This window comes from Gimesia algae (genome assembly GCF_007746795.1).
Lineage (GTDB): Bacteria > Planctomycetota > Planctomycetia > Planctomycetales > Planctomycetaceae > Gimesia > Gimesia algae.
The window spans coordinates 3,970,537-3,994,592 of record NZ_CP036343.1; the positions used below are offsets into that span (position 1 = coordinate 3,970,537).

The 24,056-nt window shown below is 47.5% G+C and carries 18 protein-coding genes; 13 read left to right on the forward strand and 5 right to left on the reverse strand.

All coding sequences use genetic code 11. The features are described 5' to 3' along the window. Positions 1-37: 37 nt before the first annotated feature. From Pan161_RS14620 to scpB, 3 genes are all read left to right on the forward strand, one after another. Complete coding sequence (locus Pan161_RS14620) at positions 38-2,002, forward strand: prolyl oligopeptidase family serine peptidase (protein ID WP_197995299.1); 1,965 nt, start codon at positions 38-40, stop codon at positions 2,000-2,002. Between the two features lie 456 nt (positions 2,003-2,458). Continuing rightward, on the forward strand, positions 2,459-4,126 hold the full coding sequence (locus tag Pan161_RS14625) for a hypothetical protein (RefSeq protein ID WP_145228210.1): 1,668 nt from the start codon (positions 2,459-2,461) through the stop codon (positions 4,124-4,126). Between the two features lie 7 nt (positions 4,127-4,133). Further along, complete coding sequence (scpB, locus tag Pan161_RS14630) at positions 4,134-4,961, forward strand: SMC-Scp complex subunit ScpB (RefSeq protein WP_232103227.1); 828 nt, start codon at positions 4,134-4,136, stop codon at positions 4,959-4,961. A 15-nt stretch (positions 4,962-4,976) separates the two neighbouring features. Here the strand turns inward: scpB and Pan161_RS14635 are convergent, their stop codons facing one another. Further along, positions 4,977-7,661, reverse strand: coding sequence for a hypothetical protein (locus Pan161_RS14635; protein WP_145228212.1), 2,685 nt, complete (start codon positions 7,659-7,661; stop codon positions 4,977-4,979). Between the two features lie 230 nt (positions 7,662-7,891). Here Pan161_RS14635 and Pan161_RS14640 point away from each other — a divergent pair, with 230 nt between their 5' ends. The 5 genes from Pan161_RS14640 to Pan161_RS14660 are packed head-to-tail and all read left to right on the forward strand — an operon-like array spanning position 7,892 to position 12,381. After that, a complete protein-coding gene (locus tag Pan161_RS14640; RefSeq protein WP_197995300.1) occupies positions 7,892-8,674 on the forward strand; it encodes a sugar phosphate isomerase/epimerase family protein in 783 nt (260 codons plus the stop codon). A gap of 31 nt (positions 8,675-8,705) precedes the next feature. Then, positions 8,706-9,935: an exodeoxyribonuclease VII large subunit gene (xseA, locus tag Pan161_RS14645; protein ID WP_145228216.1), complete on the forward strand. Its 1,230-nt coding sequence runs from the start codon at positions 8,706-8,708 to the stop codon at positions 9,933-9,935. 58 nt (positions 9,936-9,993) lie between these two features. Further along, on the forward strand, positions 9,994-10,344 hold the full coding sequence (locus Pan161_RS31380) for an exodeoxyribonuclease VII small subunit (RefSeq protein ID WP_145228218.1): 351 nt from the start codon (positions 9,994-9,996) through the stop codon (positions 10,342-10,344). Positions 10,345-10,380: 36 nt separating this feature from the next. After that, positions 10,381-11,211 carry a type III pantothenate kinase gene (locus tag Pan161_RS14655; RefSeq protein WP_145228220.1) on the forward strand — a complete coding sequence of 277 codons (831 nt, stop codon included), beginning with the start codon at positions 10,381-10,383 and terminating at the stop codon, positions 11,209-11,211. A 6-nt stretch (positions 11,212-11,217) separates the two neighbouring features. Beyond that, on the forward strand, positions 11,218-12,381 hold the full coding sequence (locus Pan161_RS14660; RefSeq protein ID WP_145228222.1) for a GTPase: 1,164 nt from the start codon (positions 11,218-11,220) through the stop codon (positions 12,379-12,381). 18 nt (positions 12,382-12,399) lie between these two features. Here Pan161_RS14660 and Pan161_RS14665 read toward each other — a convergent pair whose 3' ends face one another. Beyond that, positions 12,400-13,695, reverse strand: a complete 1,296-nt coding sequence (locus Pan161_RS14665) for a glycoside hydrolase family 15 protein (protein ID WP_145228224.1) — start codon at positions 13,693-13,695, stop codon at positions 12,400-12,402. Between the two features lie 347 nt (positions 13,696-14,042). Here Pan161_RS14665 and Pan161_RS14670 point away from each other — a divergent pair, with 347 nt between their 5' ends. Further along, on the forward strand, positions 14,043-16,706 hold the full coding sequence (locus tag Pan161_RS14670) for a hypothetical protein (protein WP_145228226.1): 2,664 nt from the start codon (positions 14,043-14,045) through the stop codon (positions 16,704-16,706). A gap of 119 nt (positions 16,707-16,825) precedes the next feature. After that, on the forward strand, positions 16,826-16,966 hold the full coding sequence (locus Pan161_RS30570; protein ID WP_197995301.1) for a hypothetical protein: 141 nt from the start codon (positions 16,826-16,828) through the stop codon (positions 16,964-16,966). Here the strand turns inward: Pan161_RS30570 and Pan161_RS14675 are convergent, their stop codons facing one another. Continuing rightward, complete coding sequence (locus Pan161_RS14675; RefSeq protein WP_145228228.1) at positions 16,967-17,182, reverse strand: RNA-binding S4 domain-containing protein; 216 nt, start codon at positions 17,180-17,182, stop codon at positions 16,967-16,969. Between the two features lie 4 nt (positions 17,183-17,186). After that, positions 17,187-18,611: a sulfatase-like hydrolase/transferase gene (locus tag Pan161_RS14680; RefSeq protein WP_145228230.1), complete on the reverse strand. Its 1,425-nt coding sequence runs from the start codon at positions 18,609-18,611 to the stop codon at positions 17,187-17,189. A gap of 96 nt (positions 18,612-18,707) precedes the next feature. Here Pan161_RS14680 and Pan161_RS14685 point away from each other — a divergent pair, with 96 nt between their 5' ends. Then, positions 18,708-19,676 (forward strand): dihydrodipicolinate synthase family protein, encoded by a 969-nt coding sequence (locus Pan161_RS14685; protein WP_145228232.1) that lies wholly within the window; start codon positions 18,708-18,710, stop codon positions 19,674-19,676. A 66-nt stretch (positions 19,677-19,742) separates the two neighbouring features. Here Pan161_RS14685 and Pan161_RS14690 read toward each other — a convergent pair whose 3' ends face one another. Further along, a complete protein-coding gene (locus Pan161_RS14690; protein WP_145228234.1) occupies positions 19,743-20,021 on the reverse strand; it encodes a ferredoxin family protein in 279 nt (92 codons plus the stop codon). 577 nt (positions 20,022-20,598) lie between these two features. On the opposite strand from Pan161_RS14690, the gene Pan161_RS14695 reads away from it, so the two are divergent. Then, complete coding sequence (locus Pan161_RS14695; protein ID WP_145228236.1) at positions 20,599-21,798, forward strand: DegT/DnrJ/EryC1/StrS family aminotransferase; 1,200 nt, start codon at positions 20,599-20,601, stop codon at positions 21,796-21,798. A 326-nt stretch (positions 21,799-22,124) separates the two neighbouring features. Next, positions 22,125-24,056 carry a tetratricopeptide repeat protein gene (locus tag Pan161_RS14700; RefSeq protein WP_145228238.1) on the forward strand — a complete coding sequence of 644 codons (1,932 nt, stop codon included), beginning with the start codon at positions 22,125-22,127 and terminating at the stop codon, positions 24,054-24,056.

The following is a 24,056-nucleotide window of genomic DNA, read 5'->3' on the forward strand; positions in this document are numbered from 1 at the left end:
ACACGAGCTCGTTTCCCTTAATTTTCAGGGCTTAAATATGAATCGCCTCTTCATTGCTCCCGTTATTTACTTACTGATTTCCTGGGCATTGTTTTCCTCCAATCCTGGCGCACTGCTGGCTCAGGCCCCCAGCCCCAAAGATCAGGCCCAACTTGAAACACAGCTCAAAGTGCTTCAGAATCAGATTGCCGAACTGAAAAAAAATCCGGAAATCAAACGGCATCTCCTGGCGGATGTTGAAGTGTACGCCAAGGCGGCAGAATGGATTTTACGGCATGAGGAGTTCTATAAACCACAATATATCAAAGATACTTTCCAGGTTTTAAAAACCGGTCAGCAAAGAGCAGAGCAACTCAAGGCGGGAAAACCGGAATGGACTGAGCAGACTGGTACGGTGATTTTTGGCTACTATTCCAAAATCGATGGTTCCGTGCAGCCTTATGCATTAACTTTTCCTGCAGACTATAAAGAAAAAACCAGTCATCGCTGGCCATTACATGTGGAACTGCATGGTCGTGGCGGCAAACGCAATGAAGTATTTTTCATTGCGCATCCCAACGGGAAAGGTCCCCGAAAAGAACATGACTGGTTACATCTGGATCCTTTTGGGCGTACAGATAATGGCTGGCGATGGAGTGGAGAAGTAGACGTCCATGAAGCCATCGCAGACGTCAAGAGAAGATACCTGATTGACAAGCGGCGCATCACATTACGCGGCTTCTCAATGGGAGGCGCTGGTACCTGGCATCTCGGCCTGCATTATCCTTCACTCTGGTGTGGCGTTGGTCCTGGTGCAGGCTTTGTCGACTTCTATCAATACCAGAACCAAAATGACAGACTCCCCCATTACCAGGATAAGACACTGCATATTTACGATTCGATTGACTATGCACTCAATGCAGCGAATGTCCCAGTCGTGACTTATGGTGGCGGAAAAGATAAACAACTGGTTTCCAGCACCAGAATGGTTGAGAAAGCAAAAACAGAAGATATTGAAATCCCCCTGTTTATCAGTCCTGATGCAGCACATCAGTCTCGCATGCCCGCATATCAGGATTTCCTGGCCAAACTCTTAGAGCACTCAAAACAAGGACGCCCTGCCTGGCCTGGTAAAAAACAAATTCGATTTATTACCTATACGCCCAAATTTAATGAATGCGAATGGATGAGAATCGAAGAACTTGATGAAATGTATGAGCCAACCCTGGTCGAAGGCGGTGTGGATCCAGAATCAGGCAATCTGATTCTGGCAACCGAAAACGTGGCGGCACTTTCAATCGCTCGAAATATTGCCCCCAAAGTAGAACTTGATGGAAATTTGCTGCCACTCGAATCAGCGGCCAATGGCCTGCTGCCACAGGTATATTTTACTAAGGGCAACAATGGATGGGATGTTTTGAAGTATGAGGATTCCAAGACCTTCATAGAAAACCCCAACCAGAGAAAACGGCATAATCTGCAAGGCCCAATCGATGATGCTTTCACCCTTCCCTTTGTTTGTGTGAAGGGAACCGGCGCCCCATGGACACCACAACTGAATGAGTGGTCGGCATCTGTTTTGTCGCTTTTTGAAAATGAATTTGACAAATGGCTGAGAGCTAAAGTTCCCGTGATCAAGGATACTGAGGTCTCTGATCAGATCATTGCAGATAAAAACCTGATTTTGTTTGGCGACCCTGGATCAAATGCCATCATCGCAAAAGTGCTTGAAGACCTGCCAGTCGAGTGGACCAAAGATCAAATTACTGTGAATGGCAAAAAGTATGATACACAAAATCATGGCGTTGCCCTGATCTATCCAAACCCATTAAATCCAAATCGCTATGTTGTGATCAATTCAGGCCATACGATGCATGAAAAAGATTTTCTGGCTTCAAACTCCTGGCTCTTCCCTAAACTGGGAGATATTGCCGTCATTCAATTTCAAAAACAAAAAGAGGGTGCATTTAAAAATCAAACTGTCTGGGCAGAATTATTTGACAGCAATTGGGAATTACCCTGAACCTGAAACTGTGATTGAGGTGCTGCCGGAAATCTGGTCTAATTTTGCAATGCGGAATTCACGGACAGCCCGGTCTAATAACGACACCGTACTGAATACACAAATATTTTGAAGTCAGAAAGTATTAATGCTTCTCTGGCAACGCTGCTCTGTATTCACTCTAAACCACAGCCACCATGAACTTTACATAAATTTCCCCCTCATTTTCTCCGAGCAGACTGCCTGAAAATCGATCCAAGCAGTTCCATTCTGCCGGTTGCGATCATCTGAAACTTGAATCGATCTTGCTTCATTTTATGATTTTTCGTAAAACGCGTGTCCTATCATTTTCACATACTCGTTACGGAATCAGTCTCAGCCTGATTCTCCCATTCCCTTCACCTGATTCAATGTTTGGCACAAGTATAGTGCTCCTCCATCAATAGAGCCCTTTACCCCAATGATCCGGGCAACGAAATGAAGTATTTCCGGCTCAGCATGGTCATCCCTGCTGTTTTCATCATATTATCACTCAATGGTTGCAGCTCTGCACCAGGCAAACAGACAATGGCCTGGAATGCTCCCCCTGCGCCATGGAAGTGGGGAAAGTCATTTTCAGCAAAGCCAAAAAACAAGCAGCCAGAAGGAACAGAAGAAGCAGTCGCTGCTGCTGATCAATCTGAAGAATCCAAGTCAGATACCGAACAAGAAATCGCTTCCGAAGACAAGACACCAGTCAAAATCACAACCCATAACGCAGAACTACTTGCTTACATTAACGACGAACTGAAAGATGCTTCTCCACAGGAACGTACTCAATATCTGAGCAGTTTCAAAGGAGTCGATCCGGAAATGATCAAATACATTCTCCGTACACGGCGAATGGTAAACAGTATGCAGAAGGAGCAGCTTGCGAAGAACGATCCTGCTTCCATTTCACAGGTTTCTCTCCCCGGACTGGGACATAGTGAGCCAGGTGATACTGCAGCACCTGTAATCCAGGCCAGTATTCAACAGTCGTCACCGCCAGGCCAGATTTCACCTGGTGAGAATCAGCAGTTAATGTCATCCAATCCAGTTCAGCTTGGAAATCTGGAAGGGATCGGCCCCCATTCTGAAAACGGGCTGCCAGCAATTGGATCACCTCAACCTCATGCGTATTCCACTTCGCAAACAATCAGTCAGGGACTCAACCATATTCCTGTTGTAGGAACTTTAAAAAATCGTTTGTCTACAGCATTTCAACAGGGAACTTCCGCTTTGCAGAGCGGAATCTCTCGAACGAGCACTGCAATCATCGGACAGCAGGAAAATGTCCCTCAAACTCTACCACCCACAAATTTACAAATCCAACCTGCCGTACCACAAACAGCCGAACTGGCTATGCCAGCTGGTTATGCTGACTCAAATTCTTCAAACCCTTCTTCCACAGATCAATTACAGCTGCTGATCTCTGTTGCTGAAGCAGAAATTTCTCAGCTTCAACCAGGTTCTACTCCGGCAGAAAAACAGCATTTCATTGAACGACACGTGTATCTTCGTATGCTGTACCTGATGGCGAATCAGCACGAACGCGCACTGGAGGCAATCCCGGGAATTGATCCAGCCGACCAGGAATTCTGGCAACAGACCTTCTGGGCGGTTGCTAATTATTTTGATCAGGAAGCCATCCCCGATCAGGCTGATCGGGCAACACAAACCGTTACACAACTGCGCCAGGCAACAGCGAGACTACAGGAAAAAGCCAACCTCTCCCTGAAAAATGTTGCCTTCTGCCATAAGATTAGCAGCTTCGGAAGCTATGAACGCTTCGAACGAGATGAGTACACCCCAGGACGTCCGGTACTCGTATATTCTGAAATTGAGAATTTCACCAGCGAACTGACCGCCGATGGTATGTATCGCACACTGCTCAAATCGAAAATTCAGATTTTTAAAGCAGGCAGTAATGGAGACCTGGTTGCAGAGATCCCCTTCGACACAACCGAAGATCTCTGCCGCAATGTCCGCAAAGATTACTTCCACAGTTACAAGTTTGAAATCCCCAGAAATATTTCGCTGGGACCACACATCATGAAACTGACCGTGGAAGACGAAATCAGCCAGAAAGTGGCGACTTATACGCAAAACTTTACGGTTCGGTAGACCATCCATGCTACATCACTACTCGCTTCCCAATAGCTCCGATAGCAGAGACAGAACGGTTTCGGCATCTACCAGTCTGGTCTCTGCCTTTCAGCCGGGTGCAGACAATGCCTTTCGCTGGAATTTCTTAATCCGTTCGGCGCAGGATACTCAGCTGCAGTCTCACTCCTGCATGGACGTAGAAACCCGACGGACGTTGAAGATGGCGAAGGTAGAAGCAGTGCTTTTCGTAGCGGAAAGTGCACTTTCGACAAGGAAAATCGCACAACTGGCCACTCTCGCAAATGCCAGAGAGGCGAAGGAATTGATTGATCAGCTCAATGCGGCACTCGAAGAGACACACTCCGCATTTCACATCAAACGCGTCGCCACCGGTTACCAGATGATGACACAGCCACAATTCTCCTTCTGGCTCAATAAACTTCATCAAAGACAGGCGGCGCTCAAACTCTCGGCACCCGCTATGGAAACGCTTGCGATTGTTGTTTATCGACAACCTGTTACGCGAGCCGACATTGAATCAATCCGGGGTGTCCAGAGTGCAGAAATGTTAAAACAGTTGATGGATCGGGGACTGGTTCGAATCGGCGGTAAAGACGACTCGCTCGGTCGGCCATTTCTTTATGAGTCGACACGGAAATTCCTGGAAATCTTTGGTCTGAAAAATCTGGATGATTTACCCATGGGTGAATCACTTCGCATCAGCCCAGAAAAGCCGGGGCAAACAGCCAATAAGACTGAAGAAGAAATCGACCTGGAATCAGCTGCAGAAGATGTCATTGAAGAGAGTGAGCCGGAAGATATTGCTGAAGAAGAAGATCTTCCTGCGGCATGAAACATAGTTCAGCATTTACCGAACTCTGGTAGAGTCTTCTGTTCTTCTTTGCTTTCTTGAGATCGTATCAGGCTTGTCCCAGCCCTCACCCACTGTCCAGCGGTAGTTTAGAATACGCCGGCCATTGATCTGTTCGGCTCTCAGCCAGAGTTCTTTTCCCTTCAATGCATCTGCATTCGGAATGTAATATAACTTCCGGTCCTGCCCATGTTTCAGTTCGGTAATAAACCGTTGCATACGCTTCATATTTGGTATAAATAAACTGCAACGAAACTGGAGCGTCTCAAGGGGTGACGTATTGTTGACAATCAGCTGTTCGATTTCCAGTACGTTTCCTTCAAGTTTCTTATCAGTAACCTGAACCATAATATCGCCTAATCCAACATGATAAGACCTGTGGACCCGAATCGAATATTTGCGTTCTGCAAAAATATCAAAATCAATGGAAACATCTTTCCTGCCCAGGCTGGCGTTCGAAGGTAACGTCATAAAAGTTTCCAGGCGGAAGTTTTCTCCTGCTCCAGTATCGAACTCCCATTCCTGCGGTTCAACTTCCCATCCCCGGGGTACATTTAAAACCGCTTTACCACGAACACTCTGCAAGAAGGTGTTTTTTCCAAGTACCGCATCTGCGTGACCTCCATACTCACTTTTAGATTTTCCGATTTCAAATTGAGCCGCCAGTCTCCAGTTTGCAATCTGTTGATTACATTTACGTAGAATCATCGGAGAAGAACTGACTGGTAATGTATGACGATGCGTGCTTGAATCGAGCTCCAGAGAAATGCGTCTGCCCCAGACATCAGTTGCCACCACATCTTCTCCGAGATAAATCACTTCTTCAGTTGGTCCGTCATTCCAGAGTACGACAATCGCCTCATCATCTCGCATAAAGACATGATTGATACTCTTGTTGGGCATATTGAAGGATCCCTGATACCGCGCTCCCTGCAGCGCAATCGCGATGGTTCTCCATGGTAAAAACAACAAGGTTGGCGATCCATTCCGATTGAGTAATCCGTACTGTTCGTCGAATACAGATGACGCAAAGATCGCATCTGCTCCCAGGTATTTTGCGGTCACCATACGTTTTGCCAGATCAATGCCCCGTTCTTCAGCAGAGTATTCATCTTTGGGTAGTGGAGTTAATGTAACCCAACGCGGGCTGCCACCTGGAGCCAGACGGGCGTTCTGAAGTTCACGGGCCAGATCCACAGGAGAAAGTCGTTCCGCATTATTAATCGATACAAAACTCTGGGGCATGCTATCTGTCGGCAGGGGAGTCTTCCAGTCCCAGTGAATGCCGACATGAGTATCTCGTCCGATTAAATCCAACTGGGACTTCACCTTTTTTAGAGTCTCATTCAGGTTCTGCAGCCCAATGAAACTGTTGTCATCATCGCCTCCCAACTGCCAGTAATTCACCAGAGAGGTATATCGGGCAAATACTTCTTCCAGCGAAGGGGACCAGAAACTCGAAGGCATTGTGAAAATCCCACTCACCCCCAGCCAGTCTTTCGCAAACTGGGATCGTAATTTTTTAGGAGGATGATTCAAGAGTCCGACAGGAGTAATTCCCCGATTGGAAAACTGGTCCAGCATTTCTGCGATCCGGCTCGTGCGATGGATGTCATCAGATTCCATTACATTCCAGAGTGGATATTTGATCCAGTTGATTCCTGCCTGCGCAGCGATCTCTGGTAGTTCTTTGACCGGTAGAGTCTCATCTTCCTCTGAGATGGTCCAGCCAAATTCCCCTGCGGGCCTGGGATTGACCAGATCAATCACTGCAAATGTTGTTTTCTTTTCCAGTATGGACTTCTGATCCCTGACCAGCTTGGACCTGACTTCATAAAACCCATATTCCATAGGCTGCAAACGCCAGACTTCCGTGTGATTATTTCCATCGAGTAAACGACTGTTCTTCACCGTTTTGAGATCCTCTGGTTTTGTCACCAGTGCCAGAGAAGAAGCAGCGATATGGCGATTAGTATTGTCGACCAGTTCCAGATCCAGTCGATACTGGTTGTCCGGATTTAAGCCACTGATGCGACTGCTGACCCGGATCTCCGCAGAATGATCTACAAAATGGCGATGGTAATTATTTAATATATCCAACTGAGGTAAGCTGCCCACCCACAGATCATCAAACCAGATATCTCCAGAAATATCTTTTTGATCATTGTGAGCTACGTGACAACCAAGAACGATGAACCGAACATTGGCCTGGGGCGTCAATGGTCCCAGCGTCACTTCGACCCAGTCCTTATGAGTTCCTGACACAGGCCGACTGACAAAATGCTGAACGCGCTGACGTTTATGATCCAGAAAGGAAATAGAAATTAACGCAGCATCATGTAGTAGTTTTTGAGTCTTGATATAACCACGAAATACATAGGCATGATCAGCATCAATTTTTTCCGGAGGCGAATAAATGGTGGCATGGCCTCCATTCACTCCAAAATGCAGGCTCTGTTCACCTGTATGTCCCAGATTCCGATCAATACTCACATCGACATATTGTGGATATCCGGCCCCCTTCCTCCTTGACCAGTCATCTGGCAGATCGTCAAAGTCCTGATCCTGTCTGGATTCAAACGAATAGGACAGAACGGGCAACGTATCTTCCACGAGATTACCCTCAACAGGTAAACCGGCCAGTAACGCAAGGTAGCAGGTTGCAAGCGATGACAGTATCATGGGAGGTTTCCGAACAGTATTGATTCTCTCTAATCAAGATCGACCATTTTTTATTCGAATCTCAATCAGGAAGAGCCTGGAAGCGCCCATTTTCTGGATCCTGATCTGATAACGCGGAGATATCATTCTCTTTTCACAGACAGTTAGATAAACTTTGCCAGTCAATCCGATTGCCGCAGTTATTCCGCACAGCTAAAATGCCAGTAAACAGCATTGATTTAAGGAAAATAATGTCACGCTTTAAACTCGCAGTCGCGACCCGCAGCTTTGGTCAGCCCATCAAACGCGCAATTAAAACAGCCGCTCAGATGGGAGCGCGCGGGGTACAACTCGATGTTCAAAACGAAATCACACCGGCCTCGTTCGGCGCTTCAGGCGAACGACAGTTTCGCAAGCTGCTGGAAGAATTTAACCTGTCTGTCGCCTCGCTCAGGTTACCAGCGCGTCGGACTCTGGTTGATCCTGAATTTCTCGACGAGCGCGTCTCTCAAATCAAATCGGCATTGGAATTCGCCTGGCGAATGAAGTCCCCCCACCTGATCATTCATCCCGGAACGATCCAGTCTACGGACAACGTTCATTTCCCGGTGATCTGTGAAGTACTGAATGACCTCGCGCGACATGCTTCACATATTGGCACCGATCTTTGTATCGCCTGTGAAAAGAACTCTTCTGCAGTCATCCGTGAATTAGTCTCCAAGGTAACCGCCGGCTTCATCGGCATCGACTTTGATACGGCAGAAATGATTTATACACGACAGGACCAGGAAGCGACGATTCGAGAACTGTATACATGGATCAAATCATACCGACTACGTGATGCAGTGCGTGAAATGGATGGCGAAGGCGCAGAAGTCGCGCTGGGTAAAGGCATGGTCATGTGGGATCAATTTCTACCTCTGGTATTGGAAACCGGCTACCAGGGTTGGCTGACCGTTGATCGTACACAAGGTGAAAACAAGCTGGAGGACTGTCGCAGCGGCATTTCCTATCTGAATTCACTGCTCCCCTGATCTCCTGTTTCTGATAATCGATCGCGAGCTTATGTCACTTGCAGAACCTGAAATTCTCTCCGTTACTGAAACCACTCGTCAGATTAAAAATCTGGTTGAGGCAAACTTCCCTTATGCATGGGTGGTGGGAGAAATTTCCAACTGCACAATGGCCAGTTCAGGCCATGTCTATCTGACATTGAAAGATGATTCCGCCCAGTTGAGAGCCGTCATCTGGAAACGTACCGCCTCACGATTGAAATTCCAAATTGAAGATGGCATGGAAGTTGTCGCAGCCGGTCCCGTAGAAGTGTATCAGGCGCGCGGAACCTATCAGCTCAACATCGAACAACTTATTCCACAGGGAGTGGGCGCGCTGGAACTGGCGTTTCGGCAGATGCAGGAAAAACTGGCTGCAGAAGGTCTGTTTAACCCAGAACATAAACAACCTATCCCACAGTTTCCGAGAAAAATCGCCTTGGTGACCAGCCCTACCAGTGCAGCAGTGCGAGACATGTTGCAGGTGATTACGAGACGCTGGAAATCGGCTGATCTGGTCATTGTGCCTGTGGCTGTACAGGGAGAAGGAGCTGCCGAACAGATTGCAGCGGGAATCGAAATGGCTGCCCGTATTCCCCATGTAGACACGATTATCACGGGACGGGGAGGGGGCAGCCTGGAAGATCTGTGGGCCTTTAACGAAGAAGTGGTGGCTCGGGCCATTTTTGCCTGTCCCATTCCCGTCATCAGCGCCGTCGGGCATGAAATTGACATCAGTATCTCCGATCTGGTCGCGGATCGACGGGCATTAACACCGAGTGAAGCTGCAGAACTCTCTGTTCCCCTGCAATCCGATATCCAGGCGACATTGACTCACTGGCAAAACCAACTTGTCACAAACCTGAAACAACGCGCGCGACAGGCTCGTCTGCAACTTGATGCGATTGCCGGCCGCCCTGCTTTCGCTCGTCCTCTTGATATGGTTCACCAGCGGGCTGCGCAAGTCGATGAACTGGATCGCAGGCTGAAACGCAGCACGCGCGAAATCATGACCCGGTTTCAAACGGAAACTCGACATCTGGCATCCGCTTTGGATGCACTGAGTCCACTCAAAGTCCTGAACCGGGGATATAGTATTACTCGTAAGGAAACAGAAGACGAACCCTCAGAATTGGAAATTGTAAAATCGATCAGTCAGGTTAAGCAAGGTGAAGTACTTCATACATTCATCGCCGATGGCACAATTGTAAGCCAGATTCAGGAGATCCAGGAGGGCTCATAATAACTTCCTGCTCCTTTTCACAACCAGTAAATCATATTGAAACATAAAGACCTCAGTTATGGCAAAGAAAAAAGCAACACAGTCAGAAGCGCCTCTCTTCGAAGAATCACTGGCAGAATTGCAGGAAATCGTCTCCACACTGGAAGAGGGGACGGCTGGCCTTGAAGAATCAATGGAACACTTTGAACGCGGGGTGAAACTGCTCCGTTCGTGCTACCAGTCTCTGGAATCAGCCGAACAGAAAATTGAAATTCTAACCCGCGTTGATGCGGATGGGAATCCGGTACTGGAAGAGTTCGATGCCACCGCATCGATCGATACAAAAGGCCCTTCCAAAACGGGGCGTCGTAAAACCAGCTCCCCCAAAAAAGATTCCGATGAGAACGAGAACGACCGGACGTTGTTCTAGTCTGACTGTAAAATGAATCAGCCAAAGTAGACTCTCATGACACATTCACTGAAACAACTGGCCATCGATGTCGGCAACAGCCGAATCAAGTTCGTGGTTCTGCATACAAACCTTCCCGTTAAAGATTGCAAGCAGCTTCCTCTGGTAGAACACGCCGTGTCGATGCCGATCGACGAGCCGATTCCCTGGGATCAGTTAAGAAACTGGTTTGGCAATCAGCCTGAAGAACATTGCCAGAGTGTCGTCGCCGGTTCGAATCCACGGGGAATCATCAAGATTGTTTCCGACTGGCCATTAACTCCACTCCCTTCACCTGTCGAAGTACTCAATACAGCGGATTTCCCTCTGGAAATCGATGTCGATGAGCCGCGTAAAGTGGGGATTGACCGGTTATTGAACGCAGTCGCCGCAAACACCTTACGGAATACAGATCAGGGTGCCATTATCGTCGACACCGGAACGGCGACAACCGTGGACGTTGTCTCAACCGAGGGGCATTTCGTTGGTGGTTCAATTCTACCAGGATTTGAACTTTCCGCAAAATCTCTGCATGATTATACGGCACTTTTGCCACTCATTCCTGTAGCTGACCTGCGTCAGGCAGAGCCAGTCGTACTGGGAAATCATACTATAAATGCGATTCGCAGTGGCTTATTCTGGGGACAACTGGGTGCGATACGAGAATTGATTCACCAGTTTCAAAATCATTCTCTATTCAAAACCAGTTCGGAATCACCACTGATTCTGCTCACTGGTGGCGGCTCCTCATTACTGGCGTCGCATCTTGATGATCTAGTTCAGTTCGAGCCATTATTAACACTGCAGGGTCTGGCGATTGTTGCACAAAAAATCAGTGGGATCAGATAAAACAACATGTCCCAATCGATTAATAATCAGAAACCGGTTTCCTGTTCCGCGGCACTGTTAACACCCCGTGGTCGGGGAGCCGTTGCGACAATACGCGTATCTGGCGAGTTGAATTCCGTTACTGTCCCCATCAATGCCTGCTTCAATGCAGCCAATCAAAAACCACTTGAAGAACAACCACTGAATCGAATTGTATACGGACTCTGGGGACAATCCAGTAATGAGGATCTGGTGATCTGCCGCCTCAATCTGACAACTGTTGATATTCACTGCCATGGCGGTATGGCTGCTGTGGATCGGATTCTTTCTGACCTCGAAGTACATGGCTGCTTACGAAATTCATGGGAGCAGCTGGCGAAAATCACTAGAACTGTATTAGACGTCGAACTCGAGGAAAGACTCGCTGCAGCGACCACATTTCGAACAGCCGAAATTTTACTACGGCAGTCAGAAGGTCTGTTAAAATCAGCGTTTGAAGCACTCCTGCCAATGGAAGGTCAATCCTTTGATCCGGATCACTATCATTCACAAATCCAGAACTTACTGTGCTGGGAACAATTCGGACTTCACCTGACCACCCCCTGGCGTGTTGTGCTCGCCGGACGTCCCAATGTTGGCAAATCAAGCCTGATCAATACGATCCTCGGTTACGAGCGATCGATTGTCTTCAACGAGGCTGGTACCACCCGAGATGTACTTACGGCATCTACCGCTGTTGAGGGCTGGCCCATTCAGTTTTCCGATACTGCAGGCATTCGCGAACAGGCAGACGCTCTCGAAACGACGGGCATCCAGCGTGCAGAACAGATGATGAACTCCTCAGATTGCAATCTCATATTGATCGATATCAGCCAGCCCGAACAGGCAGACGACCAGCGACTCATCTCTTTATGGCCTGCATCAATCATTGTCGCCCACAAATCAGATCTTCCGCAAAACTGGAAACAACCTCTTCCCCACGATGCGATCTCCGTCTCCTCGATGACGAAATCAGGTATCGATATCCTGCTGGATCGATTGATTAAAAAACTTGTCCCCGAAGTTCCTGATGCAAACACACCTGTTCCAGTCACTTCGCGTCAGACCAGAATCCTACATCAGGCGATGGAAGAATTAAATGAATCGAACCGGTCAGGTTACACCAGTCTGATTCAAGAACTTCTGTCTTAGTACAACCTGGAATCCGAATCAGATTCGAGACTTCAGCGTCTGTTTCCATTGCTGCAGAGCCATCATTAAATTGCCCTGCGTCCATAAAAGTGGGGTGATGTCATTGGGAACATACCTGCCTTTTTCCAGGTAATATGATTCAGGGCATTTATACGGGCCAAATACAGACTCACTGGTCGTGAGTTGACTGAGGGAGCGATCCAGGTGAAAACGTTGCTTTTGTAAATCATCCTGATTGTCTGACAGTAGAAACCTCTGACCATAAATCACCGACAATACTGAATCGAAAATGCACCATTGTGCTTCCTGGCCAGGCTTCAGCAATTGATCCCGACTGGACTGATCATCGCTGAAATCAACGGTGCGATCATCTTCTCCCAACATTTCTTTGTAGTCGGCACACCAGTAAGAGTCGCCTAGATAACGACGAATTCCATTCTCACCCATTAAATTTGTTCGAACGTCTTCCATAATTGTCTCAGCCATTTCTCCCTGTACCAGACTCAGAGGGAAGATCAAAAAGAGCAACGCACCATCAGACTTTCGTGCCAGCAGGGGATCAGCCTGAATGCACTCAGCGGGCAGGATCTCATCCAAGGCAGTTTGGCCCTGTTCAATTAATGAGTCAACTGTGTCCGCAGTAACCGGAGCCCCGGCATGACAAAACTGATTCCAGTTTTTACTCTGGTCCAGGTAGCGTTTCAGCATTTTGATTCCACTGACCACCGTGCCAATACTGGAGGCTTCTATTTTCCGAGCCTCTTCCCAGTGACCACTGTCTGCGTCTTCCCAGTAGCGGATCGCTTCGAAGTATCGCACAAAGGAGGCCAGTAATTCCAGCGAAGCAGGAGTTGGCTCCAGCTTTCCCTGCGTCAGCAGCAGGCAATAGAACCAGACATAATACCCCAGCGCGTCATTTTGTGCGTGTGCCCACTTTTCATCAATCTCTCCGAGCGTATTTCCATCGAAACGAATGTGAGGCCGTTTCATCACTTTAGTGGCATTGGACTGTCCGGAAATAATCTGATCAAACCGATCCTGGTGCTTGATAAAATACTCCGTCAAAGTGGATATGGCCTTACAGGCTGGCCCCGACTTTCCCACTGCATTTAAAGCATGTGCAATATGAATATTATCTCGAACCCAGATACTCTGATACCCGGTTGATTCATGAGCAATGGCCGCCGGAAACAGTCCATTATTCAAAGCCGGAAAAGAAAACGTTCCCTGTTCTTCCAGAAAACTGACTAATTCTTCTGTTTCAGCAACGGTCTGAAGTGATTTTTTTAGTGAGCGAAAATGTTCGTCATCCATGAGGAAATACCTGCTTTAAATCTTAAACAGCCCAAACGGGTAATATACCAGACTTGATCAATCCATAAAAAGACCACGAGGCGCGCCTCGAATTGTGAAACAATTGCCCTCAAAATGCAACGGCAGGTCGATGAGCCTGAGAAATTCAGGATCGTTTCAAATGATCAACATTGTTGATTTAATGCATCATTTCAAAGATGTCAACAATAGAGCAACAGTGCCTGTTCGACGAGAACGTCTCCGGAAAGCTTCCTGGAAAGTACTACAATCTGCAGCACCACTTCCTTCACTCACTTCACAGCGATGTTGACTTCACAATCATTTCCCTGATGGAAGAGGAATAAGATTTGCGGTTCTTCTATTCCTATCGGTCTCATTCCCATACACAACCCGTTTTGAAAATTCGAGCCGCCCGCATGAACGCTCTCGCTCAACCAGTGCCCCGCCTGCATAAATACAGCATCCTGCTATTGCTGATTATTTTTTCCGGTATGATTCTGGCGCGATGGAACCAGCTCTATTTCTATACTCCAGACAGTGGCCGTTATGTCACAATGGCCAAATCCCTGGTAAATGGAACCGGTTATCGAGAAATTGACACACCTGGCGAACCCCTTTATTCGCATCGGCCTCCGGGGATGTCGGTTCTCCTGGCACCAGCGGCATTGATTGCCCCCTATAATGTACTTGTGGCAAAAGCAACCGTCTGGCTATCGAGTCTTGCCCTGTTGGCGTTGCTCTATTTTTACGTCATCTGCTTGCTGAGACCAGACACTGAGCAGAGCACGACTGTTAAAACCAGTACTTACTGGACCGCTTTATTGATTACCGGACTGTTGGCACTCAATCCCTACACATTACTTTTTTCTACACTGGTAATGAGCGAAATCCCCTTCATGGTTTGTTCGCTGGCAATTCTTTACGTACTCGCCATTCGACCGGACCACCCTGGAAAAGGCCAACTGATTATATTCACCAGTCTATTAATCTTTCTTCCATTTTTAAGAACAATTGGTATCGCCATGATTCTGGCAACAGGCGCCTGGGCGATCTTCCGCAATGCACGCTGGCGGTGGCTCATTGGAGTATTTTGTTCGATTACGGCTTCCGGCATGTGGATGATTCGCAATTCTTCAATTGGTAGGACAGGATACACGTCAATCGCACTCGGTGAATTTAAATCTCAGGGAATTGTGGGCACTCTGCTGCGAATGATTGAAAGAATCACGTCGCATTTTGAACATCTCGCTCAACAGCTTTTTCCAAATTTGCCCGGTTCTCAACCCAGATATTCAGCAATGATACTGGATAATATTACTTATCTACCGGGGCCTGGCTGGTTGTATCTATTCCTGGCCGCTGTGGTAATTCTAATCTCAATATACGGCATGTTGAACTGCCGAAGAAAAGGGGGAACAGTTGCCCTTGGATATCTGGTTCTCAGTATGGCGGTTCTCTCACTCTGGCCTTGGATTCAACCGCGATTTACTTTTCCTCTGCTACCAATCGTACTGGCATATTTGCCAGCAGGATATATCGCTTTCGCAAAACACTTCCAGTTTTCTCGACCAATGATTCGTTCCATTTTAGCAGGGGCTGTGTCGGCTATCGCTTTATACTTTGGATGCATACAGATAAAAACAGACTATCAGCTTATTCACGCAAACGTGCAAATGCTAACCAATCCCAATCACTTTTACTCTCATCAGATGCCGGGAAGTGCCTTCAGTCACTGGACCGCAGCAGGCGAATGGATTAACCAGAATTCAGAGGAGCACAGCCGAATCATGGCTCGGCAGTCAGCAACTGCGACTACGGCTCAGCGTTATCAAAAGCTGGCTTACTTTGATCTTTTTACAGCTGAGACACTTCATAAAGCGATTCAACAATTCCATGCGAATTATCTTGTCACACTCAATAAAAATCATGGACTGGTTTTCTCCTGGTATCTGATGGATGAAGATCTGGTATATCGCCTCAACCCGGTTTACGATGAACGGGGGATAATGGTAATCAAAATCGAGCCTAATCGAAGTGGCACCATCAGAGAGAAATATTATTCCGCTGACGAATCACTTAGATTCGCTCGCAATGCCTACAAAAAATTTCCACATCGTTCTAATCTTCAGTCAGAACTCGCAGGGGAACTGTTCAATAGCGGACACTACGAGGAAGTAATTGATTTTCTCCAGAAGCTGCAACAGAAAAATATCAAAGATATGAATCTCACATTTCTACTGGGCTGGAGTTATATAAAAACAAAACAGTACAAGAAAGCAATCCGTGAATTTGAGGCAGCTCTCAGAATGCCTGGTCAGAAACTGATTCGAGGGAATTTGTTACGAGGGATTCATACCGCACAAAAGGCATTGGCAGAGGAGCATAGCACAGACTCAAAACGATCTGAATCCACGCATCAATCCGGCGAAAAGAAGCTAAAGACTGCCAGGCTGTATTGGAAAAACTATCAAATCAATAAAGCGGAACAGTATCTGTCCAAAGCACTTGAAGAAGGGTCTCTTCAGCCAGAAATTCATGCAGAGCTTTGTACTCTGCTGGCTAAGGTTTATCTTGTAAAAGAAAATAAACCAGCTGCCGTTGAACAGCTCAATCTTGCAGTCACATCTGGAGGAACGGAGGCTGCAGATATCCTGAAGATGCTGGAACGAGAAGAAAAAGTGGAAATTCTATTAAATAACGACAAACAGAATGATGATGCAAAATCGATTCAACATGCCGCAGAAATACTGCCCGACATACTGACTCTAGTGGAATGGTATCAGGAATTCGGAGTTCCCGGCAAAGCACTCAACCTGCTTGAACGGGCGAATACATCAATTCCGAACCAGCCAGAATTGTTGAAGTTACTTCTCCAGAAACAGCTGTTTTATTCTCTGGTTGCAGAAGCAGAAGCAACTTTAATACAGTTAAACAAACTGACTTCAGATGATTCCGGACTCAACGAGGCTGCCCAGCAGATAAAGGAACTGCAGCAGCTTCCCCGTTTCTAAAATGCAACTATCGATGTTTCTGGATGCGTTATTTTCAACTCTATCTGGCACTGTATAAATCAGGGTGTAGAATTTATTAGTTAACAGATTGTTGCGGGCCAGTAACGGAGGGACGTTCGATGGAACTCTGGATCGACGGCTGGATGGATTATCTGCTGAATGCCTGGCAGAACGCAACGGCGACTGATTACTTACTATTGATGACCTGTGTGATTGTGATTGGTGGTATCTTTAACATCCACCGTAGCAGCGTACGATAATCAGTACTCATCAGTCACTTCCACACACCACTCTTCTCCGGCATACGCAACAATGTCTCCGGGTGAGAGCTGTTTACGTCGCCGTGTTTCTACTACGCCGTTCACGGTTACCTCCCCCCCCTGGATGACCACTTTGGCATGCCCCCCGGTTCCGACGGCTGCCTGAATTTTTAGAAACTGATCCAATCGAATCGGTGGCCTATCGTCTGATACCATATCGTTACTGTTTCTTTTGAGAGGGTTTCGTTTTTTTCTTCTTCGGTTGCCAGTTTTTTTTCAATTTCTCAAGTTCCTCTGCCGTGGGTGCTTTGAAAGTGGCAGCCTGTGGAGTCTCTGATACCAGTGGACTTGTATCGCCTGTTTTCTTCTGCCAGTCTTTCATCGCCGTCCCTAAACGATCTGTGTGAGACTGACAGCCAGCTTGTCCAAATAAATTTTCCGTTTCCTGGGGATCATTCTGTAAATCGAACAACTGTGATTTATTGATCTGAGGATAGGTAATCAGTTTCCAGCGATCATCGCGGACAGAGCGTTGTACATCTTTATAAGCGGTAAACAGCGTCTCCCTGATTTGAGATTTCTCACCATCAATCACAGGCCACATGCTTTCGGCATCCAGTCCCTGTGGAATCTCGGTTCCCACCATTTCACAAACCGTGGGAAAAATATCATACAGGTACACCAGCGCGTCACTCTGGCCATGCGAAATCCCTGGTCCCGAAAAAATCAGCGGAGACTTCATACTATGCTCATAGAGACTCTGCTTTCCCATCAATCCGTGGCTGCCAACAGCCAGGCCATGATCGGAAGAAAAAATGATGATGGTATTGTCATACTCTCCACTGGCTTTCAATGCTTTTAAAAGACGACCAATATGCCCATCCAAGCCAGTAATATCAGCATAGTAATCATGGAGATGTTTTCGAACTTCTGCTTTGCTACGGGGGAAACCTGCCAGCAGTTCGTCGCGCACCACCTGCTCTCCGTTATTAAAGGGATGCAGAGGCAGATAATTTTTGGGTAGTGGAATTTCCTCACGCTCATACAAATCCATATATTCCTGAGCGGCAACCCTGGGGTCATGTGGGCAGGCAAACGCCAGGTACATGAAAAAGGGCTGGGCTTCCTTCTTCTGCAGAAACTCAATCGCGTCATCAACAATTTCTTTACCCGGCTGTCCCAAGAGACGAGCCTGGGAATCGTTCAGGTATTTCGACTGATCAAACCGTTTATGAATTTCCGCTGCCGTATTTCCTTTTTTGCCATGATGGTAAGTGTAGTAACCGGCTGCTTTCATGGAATCCGGGAAATTCGGTTTTTCAGCAGAAGCGTAGCGCCCCGTCCAGCGAAAGTAAGTTCGCCCGCTGAGCAGCATATTTCGACTGCAGACACAAACAGCGCCGGAGTTACTTCCCAGACAATAAGCATTGTTGAAGATAAAACCACTCTGGACCAGCTGATCCAGATGAGGGGTCTTGATCAGGGGATTACCCAAAGCATGGATCGTGTCTGCACGTTGATCATCCGTGAATAAAAACAGGACATTCGGTTTTGGCTTTTCAGCGGCAGCCAGGGTACTGCTGGTTAAAATAGTGAAACAGAGTATGGAAAATAAAGCAAAAAATTCTCTGTACCGAAAACTCATGAATGCCTCCAAGATTGAGCGTCAATTTGGTATCCTGACAGTCGCTGGATCGCCGATCGAATACAACCTGTTCAATATATATCAAGGAACACCCAAATGCCAGAAGCAGCCCCTCCTGTAGTCTATGATCCTGTCAGTATGATCAAGCCGAGAAGAAAAATCACCGGGATCTCTGCTGTTCTGCTCCCCTATCTGGAATCGGGGGAAATCGACCGCGATTCACTCTCCGCTCATATTTCGCGGACCGCCGAAGTCGGAATCACACCTGCTGTGAATATGGACACAGGTTATGTCAATCTGATTGATGAACCGACCTTTATTGAAGTCCTGAAAGTGACACAGCAGACCCTCAATGGCGGTTCATTTGTCGCAGGAGCCTTTGTTTCCGATCAGTCAGGCGCAGATTTTGATGCGGCTGGTTATCAGAGAAAAATCGATCTGATTCAGTCCCATGGTGGTATTCCTGTCATCTTCCAATCCTTTGGTCTGGTAGAACAGTCGCCTGAGAAAATCATCGCAGCTTACCAGACGATTGCCACAAATACCGACCGCTTTATCGGGTTTGAATTAACCCGTGATTTGGCGTCGTTCGGTTCTGTTTACGACCTGGATACCTACGAAGCACTGATGGAAATTCCACAATGCATCGGTGCCAAGCATTCGTCATTTCATCGGGAACCCGAATGGGAACGCCTGCAGTTGCGCGATGCAAAACGTCCCGATTTCAAAGTTTTCACAGGCAATGACTTTGGGATTGATATGATTCAGTATGGCAGCGATTACCTGCTGGGCTTAAGTACCTTTGCCCCCGATCTGTTTGCCAGACGCGATGCGCTCTGGGCTGCCGGTGACCCGGCGTTTTATGAATTGAATGATCAACTGCAATACCTGGGCTACTTCACCTTCCGCAGCCCTTCCCCCGCTTATAAGCATTCAGCTGCGCAGTTTCTGCATTTACGGGGCTGGATTAAAACAAACCAGACTCACCCCAACAGTCCCACCCGACCTGAAAGTGATATCGAAGTATTACGCGAACTGGGACAGCGACTCAATGTCATCGATTAATCAAAAACTCCCCATTACCGGACCAGTAATGGGGAGTTTTTATTTATTTTAAATAATCAGACCGAATCATGAATCAGCCAGAGGCTCTTTCTTTTCGGTGATCACAGGGAGTTCCTGTGATTTGTCGGCATTGATCTGAGTATATTCTTGCCATTTTTCTGGAAGATTGTCCTCATGAAAAATTGCCTCAACCGGGCATTCAGGCACGCAAGCTTCACAATCGATGCACTCATCGGGATTGATGTATACCATTGATTCCCCTTCGTAGAAACATTCTACGGGGCAAACCACGACACAATCTGTATATTTGCAATTGAAGCAAGCCTCTGTAACCACGTGTGCCATGAGTTTTCCTTTCTGGACATTGCTCTGAATAATTAGGCAAAAACTGCTCGAAGCCTTCTCAGAGATTATAGGCTTCTGCTATCAAAAAACTACCAGTCTTGCTGAAACAGCCTGATTACAGTCCAGTAAGACCGGTATTTCATGTTATATAGTCGATTTTGGAATGTCGTTTCAACCTCGAACTCTCGATTCATAGTAGATCTCGCAAAAACACGTGTCAAGACTGCAAAAAACTCTGTCAATCTTGAGTATGGTACTACTATCGGCAATCCCCAGAACAATCATTGACTGATTGCCGAATTCGCTGCCCCAGCCCGTTTCCAGCCCTCAAAATGACCAAAGTTCAAACGAGCCAGTTTTCAGTTCGACACATATTGACATAAAAGGGTTCTCAACATAATCTACCGACGAAATTTCGATTTGTTATTGAGAATTCCAGGATGGAAATCCTCTCAAAATGATCGATCTCTCAATGTCTAACCTGATAATTTGGTGTACCAAATCTCTCAAAACTACCATTTTGACCGGTTTTTGAGCACGGAACTCCCCGGATTCCCATAGCGAATGGAGTCGCTGAATGACAAACAACACCCCTACCCCAGTCCCCTTCATCAATCTTGTTGCACAATATCAGAGAATCAAATCGGAGGTTCAGGAAGCAGTCCTGAAAGTATTCGATGACCAGTCCTTTGTACTGGGTGACGAAGTTGCCGAATTTGAGTGCGATATCGCAGAATATTGTGATTCCCGAAATGCGATCGGGGTCGCCTCTGGTACTGATGCCTTACTACTGGCTCTAATGGCTTTGGAAATCGGACCCGGTGATGAAGTGATAACCAGCCCGTTCACATTCTTTGCAACGGGCAGCTGTATCGCACGCGTCGGTGCAACCCCCGTGTTTGCGGACATTGACCCTGTCAGCTTCAATCTGTGCCCTGATTCAATTGAAAATAAAATCACCGATAAGACGAAAGCGATCATGCCAGTCCACATTTTTGGACAATGTGCCGACATGGAACCAATCTGGAGAAATGCGGTTCGCAATGGTATTCCTGTCATTGAAGATGCCGCACAAGCCATCGGTGCAGAATATCGCGGACGTCGTGCCGGTGTCCTTGGTACCGTGGGCTGCTTCAGCTTCTTCCCCACCAAGAACCTGGGTGGGGCCGGCGATGGCGGATTAGTGACAACTGACGATCCAGATCTGGCAACACGAATCCGACGCTTAAGAGTCCATGGCGACCTGGGTGGCTACCAGCATGCCGAAATCGGAATTAACAGCCGACTGGATGCGCTGCAGGCGGCAGTTCTGCGTGTCAAACTGCGTCACCTTGATAAGTGGACAACCGAGCGTCAGGAAAACGCAAGACGATACAATGCCCTGTTCCGGCACTATCAGTTACTCGACTGTGTAGAACCTCCCACGGTTCTCCCTGATCGACGCCATGTTTACAACCAGTACAGCGTTCGAGTGAAGGGCGGTCAACGGGATAAAGTCCTTCAGGATCTGCGCGAGAAGCATATCGGTTGTGCCATCTATTACCCTCGTCCACTTCATTTACAGCAATGTTTTGAATACCTGGGCTGCAAAGCTGGCGATCTTCCTCAGACCGAACTGATCACCAGTGAATGCCTGGCTCTGCCGATCTTCTCAGAATTGACGGAAGTGCAACAGGAAACAGTAGTTCGTGGAATCGCCGAAAGCTTAGGACGACTTTCTTCACCGCAATTCCCTACGCTTTATTCCGATACTCCGCAAATCTCAAAAGCGGCCTGAACAGAATAAAACGACTTAACCGTCATTCTCTATCCCACTGATTTCATCCTGAAATCAGTGGGATTTTTTTATGCTTGCTACAAGCTGTAAACTCAGCTGCCCGTCAAACCAGGCACCAGACTCACCCCATTTTACACAACCGGACGACCAGTCGTTGTACCACTCGAAAAATCATTAAAAATGGCAGGGAAATCCCACCTGAGCGATATTCGTCGTGTAGATTTAAGTAGATGAAATTAATTTCCTGCATTGGTGTGCAAAGCATCCACGACATTATCCAAACTCCTGCCATAATACTGATACTGATCGGCAGTTAAGGAGATCACATGCCGACTCTATTTCGAAGTGCAACAATTCGATTGCTGGTGGCCTTGATTCTCAGTGGCCCCGCTCTGGTTCTGTTACACGCGGAAGAAGCCCGAAAAGAACCAGACCCGACTGCCGGTAAGACGGCGATTGCCCTCAATTACTGCCGTGCCTCATTCTACCGCATCAAGAAATCAGGCACCAAAGAGGTCATGTTTGAAGAGCGGGAAAAGATTCTGAACAATTTGAATCTGAATGGAATTGGAGACGAGAAAGTCGTCAAACTTTACTCTGCTGTTCTGGACGAAATCGGACAGGTGGAGATCGCGGATCAGGAACGGGAATACTTCAAGAATAAGCACAAGTATCACGCTCGCCAGAAAATGGCCACCAATGCACTGGCTTTAACTACAGATGTGTTGACGCTGCAATTCGGTAGTGCAGTCCGCAATGGAGCCAACAGTTGGTGGGACTATCGAAATGTCGAAGCCCAGAAAGATCTGGATGTCTGGAAAGTAGACAAAGAACGTATGGAAGCGGTCATTTCCCGCTCCACCCTGTTTCTGGATACGTTCTGGAAACTGGCTCAGGAAAAACATATTCCCGATGACTGGTTGATTCGTGACGACGACCTTGAAACCCTGGATCAGGCGATGCAGGAGCAGAACCCGCGCGTGCGGTTGCGCATTCTAAAACGCCTGGAACGCTTTATGAGTCATTACCCACCCTACTGGTACTATGTTGCGCGTACACAGCAGGCACAGGGACAGCTCTTTGCTGCCTCGCATACTTACACCGAGCTGGCGAACCTGGGTGATGGATATTTCCGCCGCGATGACATGCTGGCATCGGGAACGGCGAATCTCGCCGGGATCCGCGATTATCTGGGGCAACCAGATGCCGCGAAAATGGCGCTCAAATCGCAGACCTACTCCAGTGATGTCTGGGAAGCGAACCTGCTCTGCTCCCGAATCCTGCAAAAGTATCAGCAACCTGACGAAGCGGAAGAAGCGATTCTGCGTAATCTGGATGTCGACCTGGAGACAAACCAGAGTTCGGTCGCTTTACTCTCACTCTATTACGCCACGAATGATAAAACGAAAATGATGGCACAATTGAATCAGCCCAAAATCGTGCAGGCTGTTCCCGTGCCGACATTAATTCAATGTGCCATGTTCCTGGGAGCAGAAAGAATGCCTCCCGTGGCAGCTTCTCAAATCGCTTCTTCTCTGTATGTATACCCTCAATTGCATTTTGGTGCAGATGATATCGTGATTGCCTCGACAGGCAACTGGCATTTGCATATGTCGAATGCAGAATTAGTAATGGCAAACAAAACCTATACACGCCCGAGAATGGCGGCCGGGAACAACGAAGTACACGCACGTTTTGAACGCGTTGCTGAGTTTGGAAACCCATTTGGAAATACAAATGTGGCCTATTCTCAACCCAGATTACGTTTGAAATATCCAGATGGATCCAGCCTGGAACTGAAGCTCTCTTCCTCACCGCAGGAACGAACTCTGCCGGACTCCGGAAATCTCTTGACGGCCTTAAAAGCGCCCCCCGGTCAGCACTATCGCATCGTGGGAGCAGAAATCCAGGGACAGACCATCGCGTTTAACAGGAATGCGATTGAAGATGATGGCCGACGAATTGTACGACAGAATCCTGCTCGTCCTGCTGAAGCACCACTGATGTCACAAGGTGTTCCTCAGCCTCAACTCAAGCCTGAGCAACAACAATTGCAGGCACAGTCGGCCCCTAAACTGCCGACTTTGTCGGTACCGGATCTTTCAACCCCTGATCTGCCGGCGATTCCGAATTCTCCACCGCCGATCCCGGCACTCTCTTTCGATCTGGAATCCATAGAAGAGCCAAAACAGCGTCAAAAGAACAAAGGGACGGTCGTCAGCTTTCCCGCCCCTCCAGCAGAGACGAATGTACCGTAA

What these genes read in the sequence shown, in the direction of transcription:
- Pan161_RS14620 (WP_197995299.1), top strand. Translation starts at nt 38, where the DNA reads ATGAATCGCCTCTTCATTGCTCCCGTTATTTACTTACTGATTTCCTGG.
- Pan161_RS14625 (WP_145228210.1), top strand. Translation starts at nt 2,459, where the DNA reads ATGAAGTATTTCCGGCTCAGCATGGTCATCCCTGCTGTTTTCATCATA.
- scpB (WP_232103227.1), top strand. Translation starts at nt 4,134, where the DNA reads ATGCTACATCACTACTCGCTTCCCAATAGCTCCGATAGCAGAGACAGA.
- Pan161_RS14635 (WP_145228212.1), bottom strand. Translation starts at nt 7,661, where the DNA reads ATGATACTGTCATCGCTTGCAACCTGCTACCTTGCGTTACTGGCCGGT.
- Pan161_RS14640 (WP_197995300.1), top strand. Translation starts at nt 7,892, where the DNA reads ATGTCACGCTTTAAACTCGCAGTCGCGACCCGCAGCTTTGGTCAGCCC.
- xseA (WP_145228216.1), top strand. Translation starts at nt 8,706, where the DNA reads ATGTCACTTGCAGAACCTGAAATTCTCTCCGTTACTGAAACCACTCGT.
- Pan161_RS31380 (WP_145228218.1), top strand. Translation starts at nt 9,994, where the DNA reads ATGGCAAAGAAAAAAGCAACACAGTCAGAAGCGCCTCTCTTCGAAGAA.
- Pan161_RS14655 (WP_145228220.1), top strand. Translation starts at nt 10,381, where the DNA reads ATGACACATTCACTGAAACAACTGGCCATCGATGTCGGCAACAGCCGA.
- Pan161_RS14660 (WP_145228222.1), top strand. Translation starts at nt 11,218, where the DNA reads ATGTCCCAATCGATTAATAATCAGAAACCGGTTTCCTGTTCCGCGGCA.
- Pan161_RS14665 (WP_145228224.1), bottom strand. Translation starts at nt 13,695, where the DNA reads ATGGATGACGAACATTTTCGCTCACTAAAAAAATCACTTCAGACCGTT.
- Pan161_RS30570 (WP_197995301.1), top strand. Translation starts at nt 16,826, where the DNA reads ATGGAACTCTGGATCGACGGCTGGATGGATTATCTGCTGAATGCCTGG.
- Pan161_RS14675 (WP_145228228.1), bottom strand. Translation starts at nt 17,182, where the DNA reads ATGGTATCAGACGATAGGCCACCGATTCGATTGGATCAGTTTCTAAAA.
- Pan161_RS14680 (WP_145228230.1), bottom strand. Translation starts at nt 18,611, where the DNA reads ATGAGTTTTCGGTACAGAGAATTTTTTGCTTTATTTTCCATACTCTGT.
- Pan161_RS14685 (WP_145228232.1), top strand. Translation starts at nt 18,708, where the DNA reads ATGCCAGAAGCAGCCCCTCCTGTAGTCTATGATCCTGTCAGTATGATC.
- Pan161_RS14690 (WP_145228234.1), bottom strand. Translation starts at nt 20,021, where the DNA reads ATGGCACACGTGGTTACAGAGGCTTGCTTCAATTGCAAATATACAGAT.
- Pan161_RS14695 (WP_145228236.1), top strand. Translation starts at nt 20,599, where the DNA reads ATGACAAACAACACCCCTACCCCAGTCCCCTTCATCAATCTTGTTGCA.
- Pan161_RS14700 (WP_145228238.1), top strand. Translation starts at nt 22,125, where the DNA reads ATGCCGACTCTATTTCGAAGTGCAACAATTCGATTGCTGGTGGCCTTG.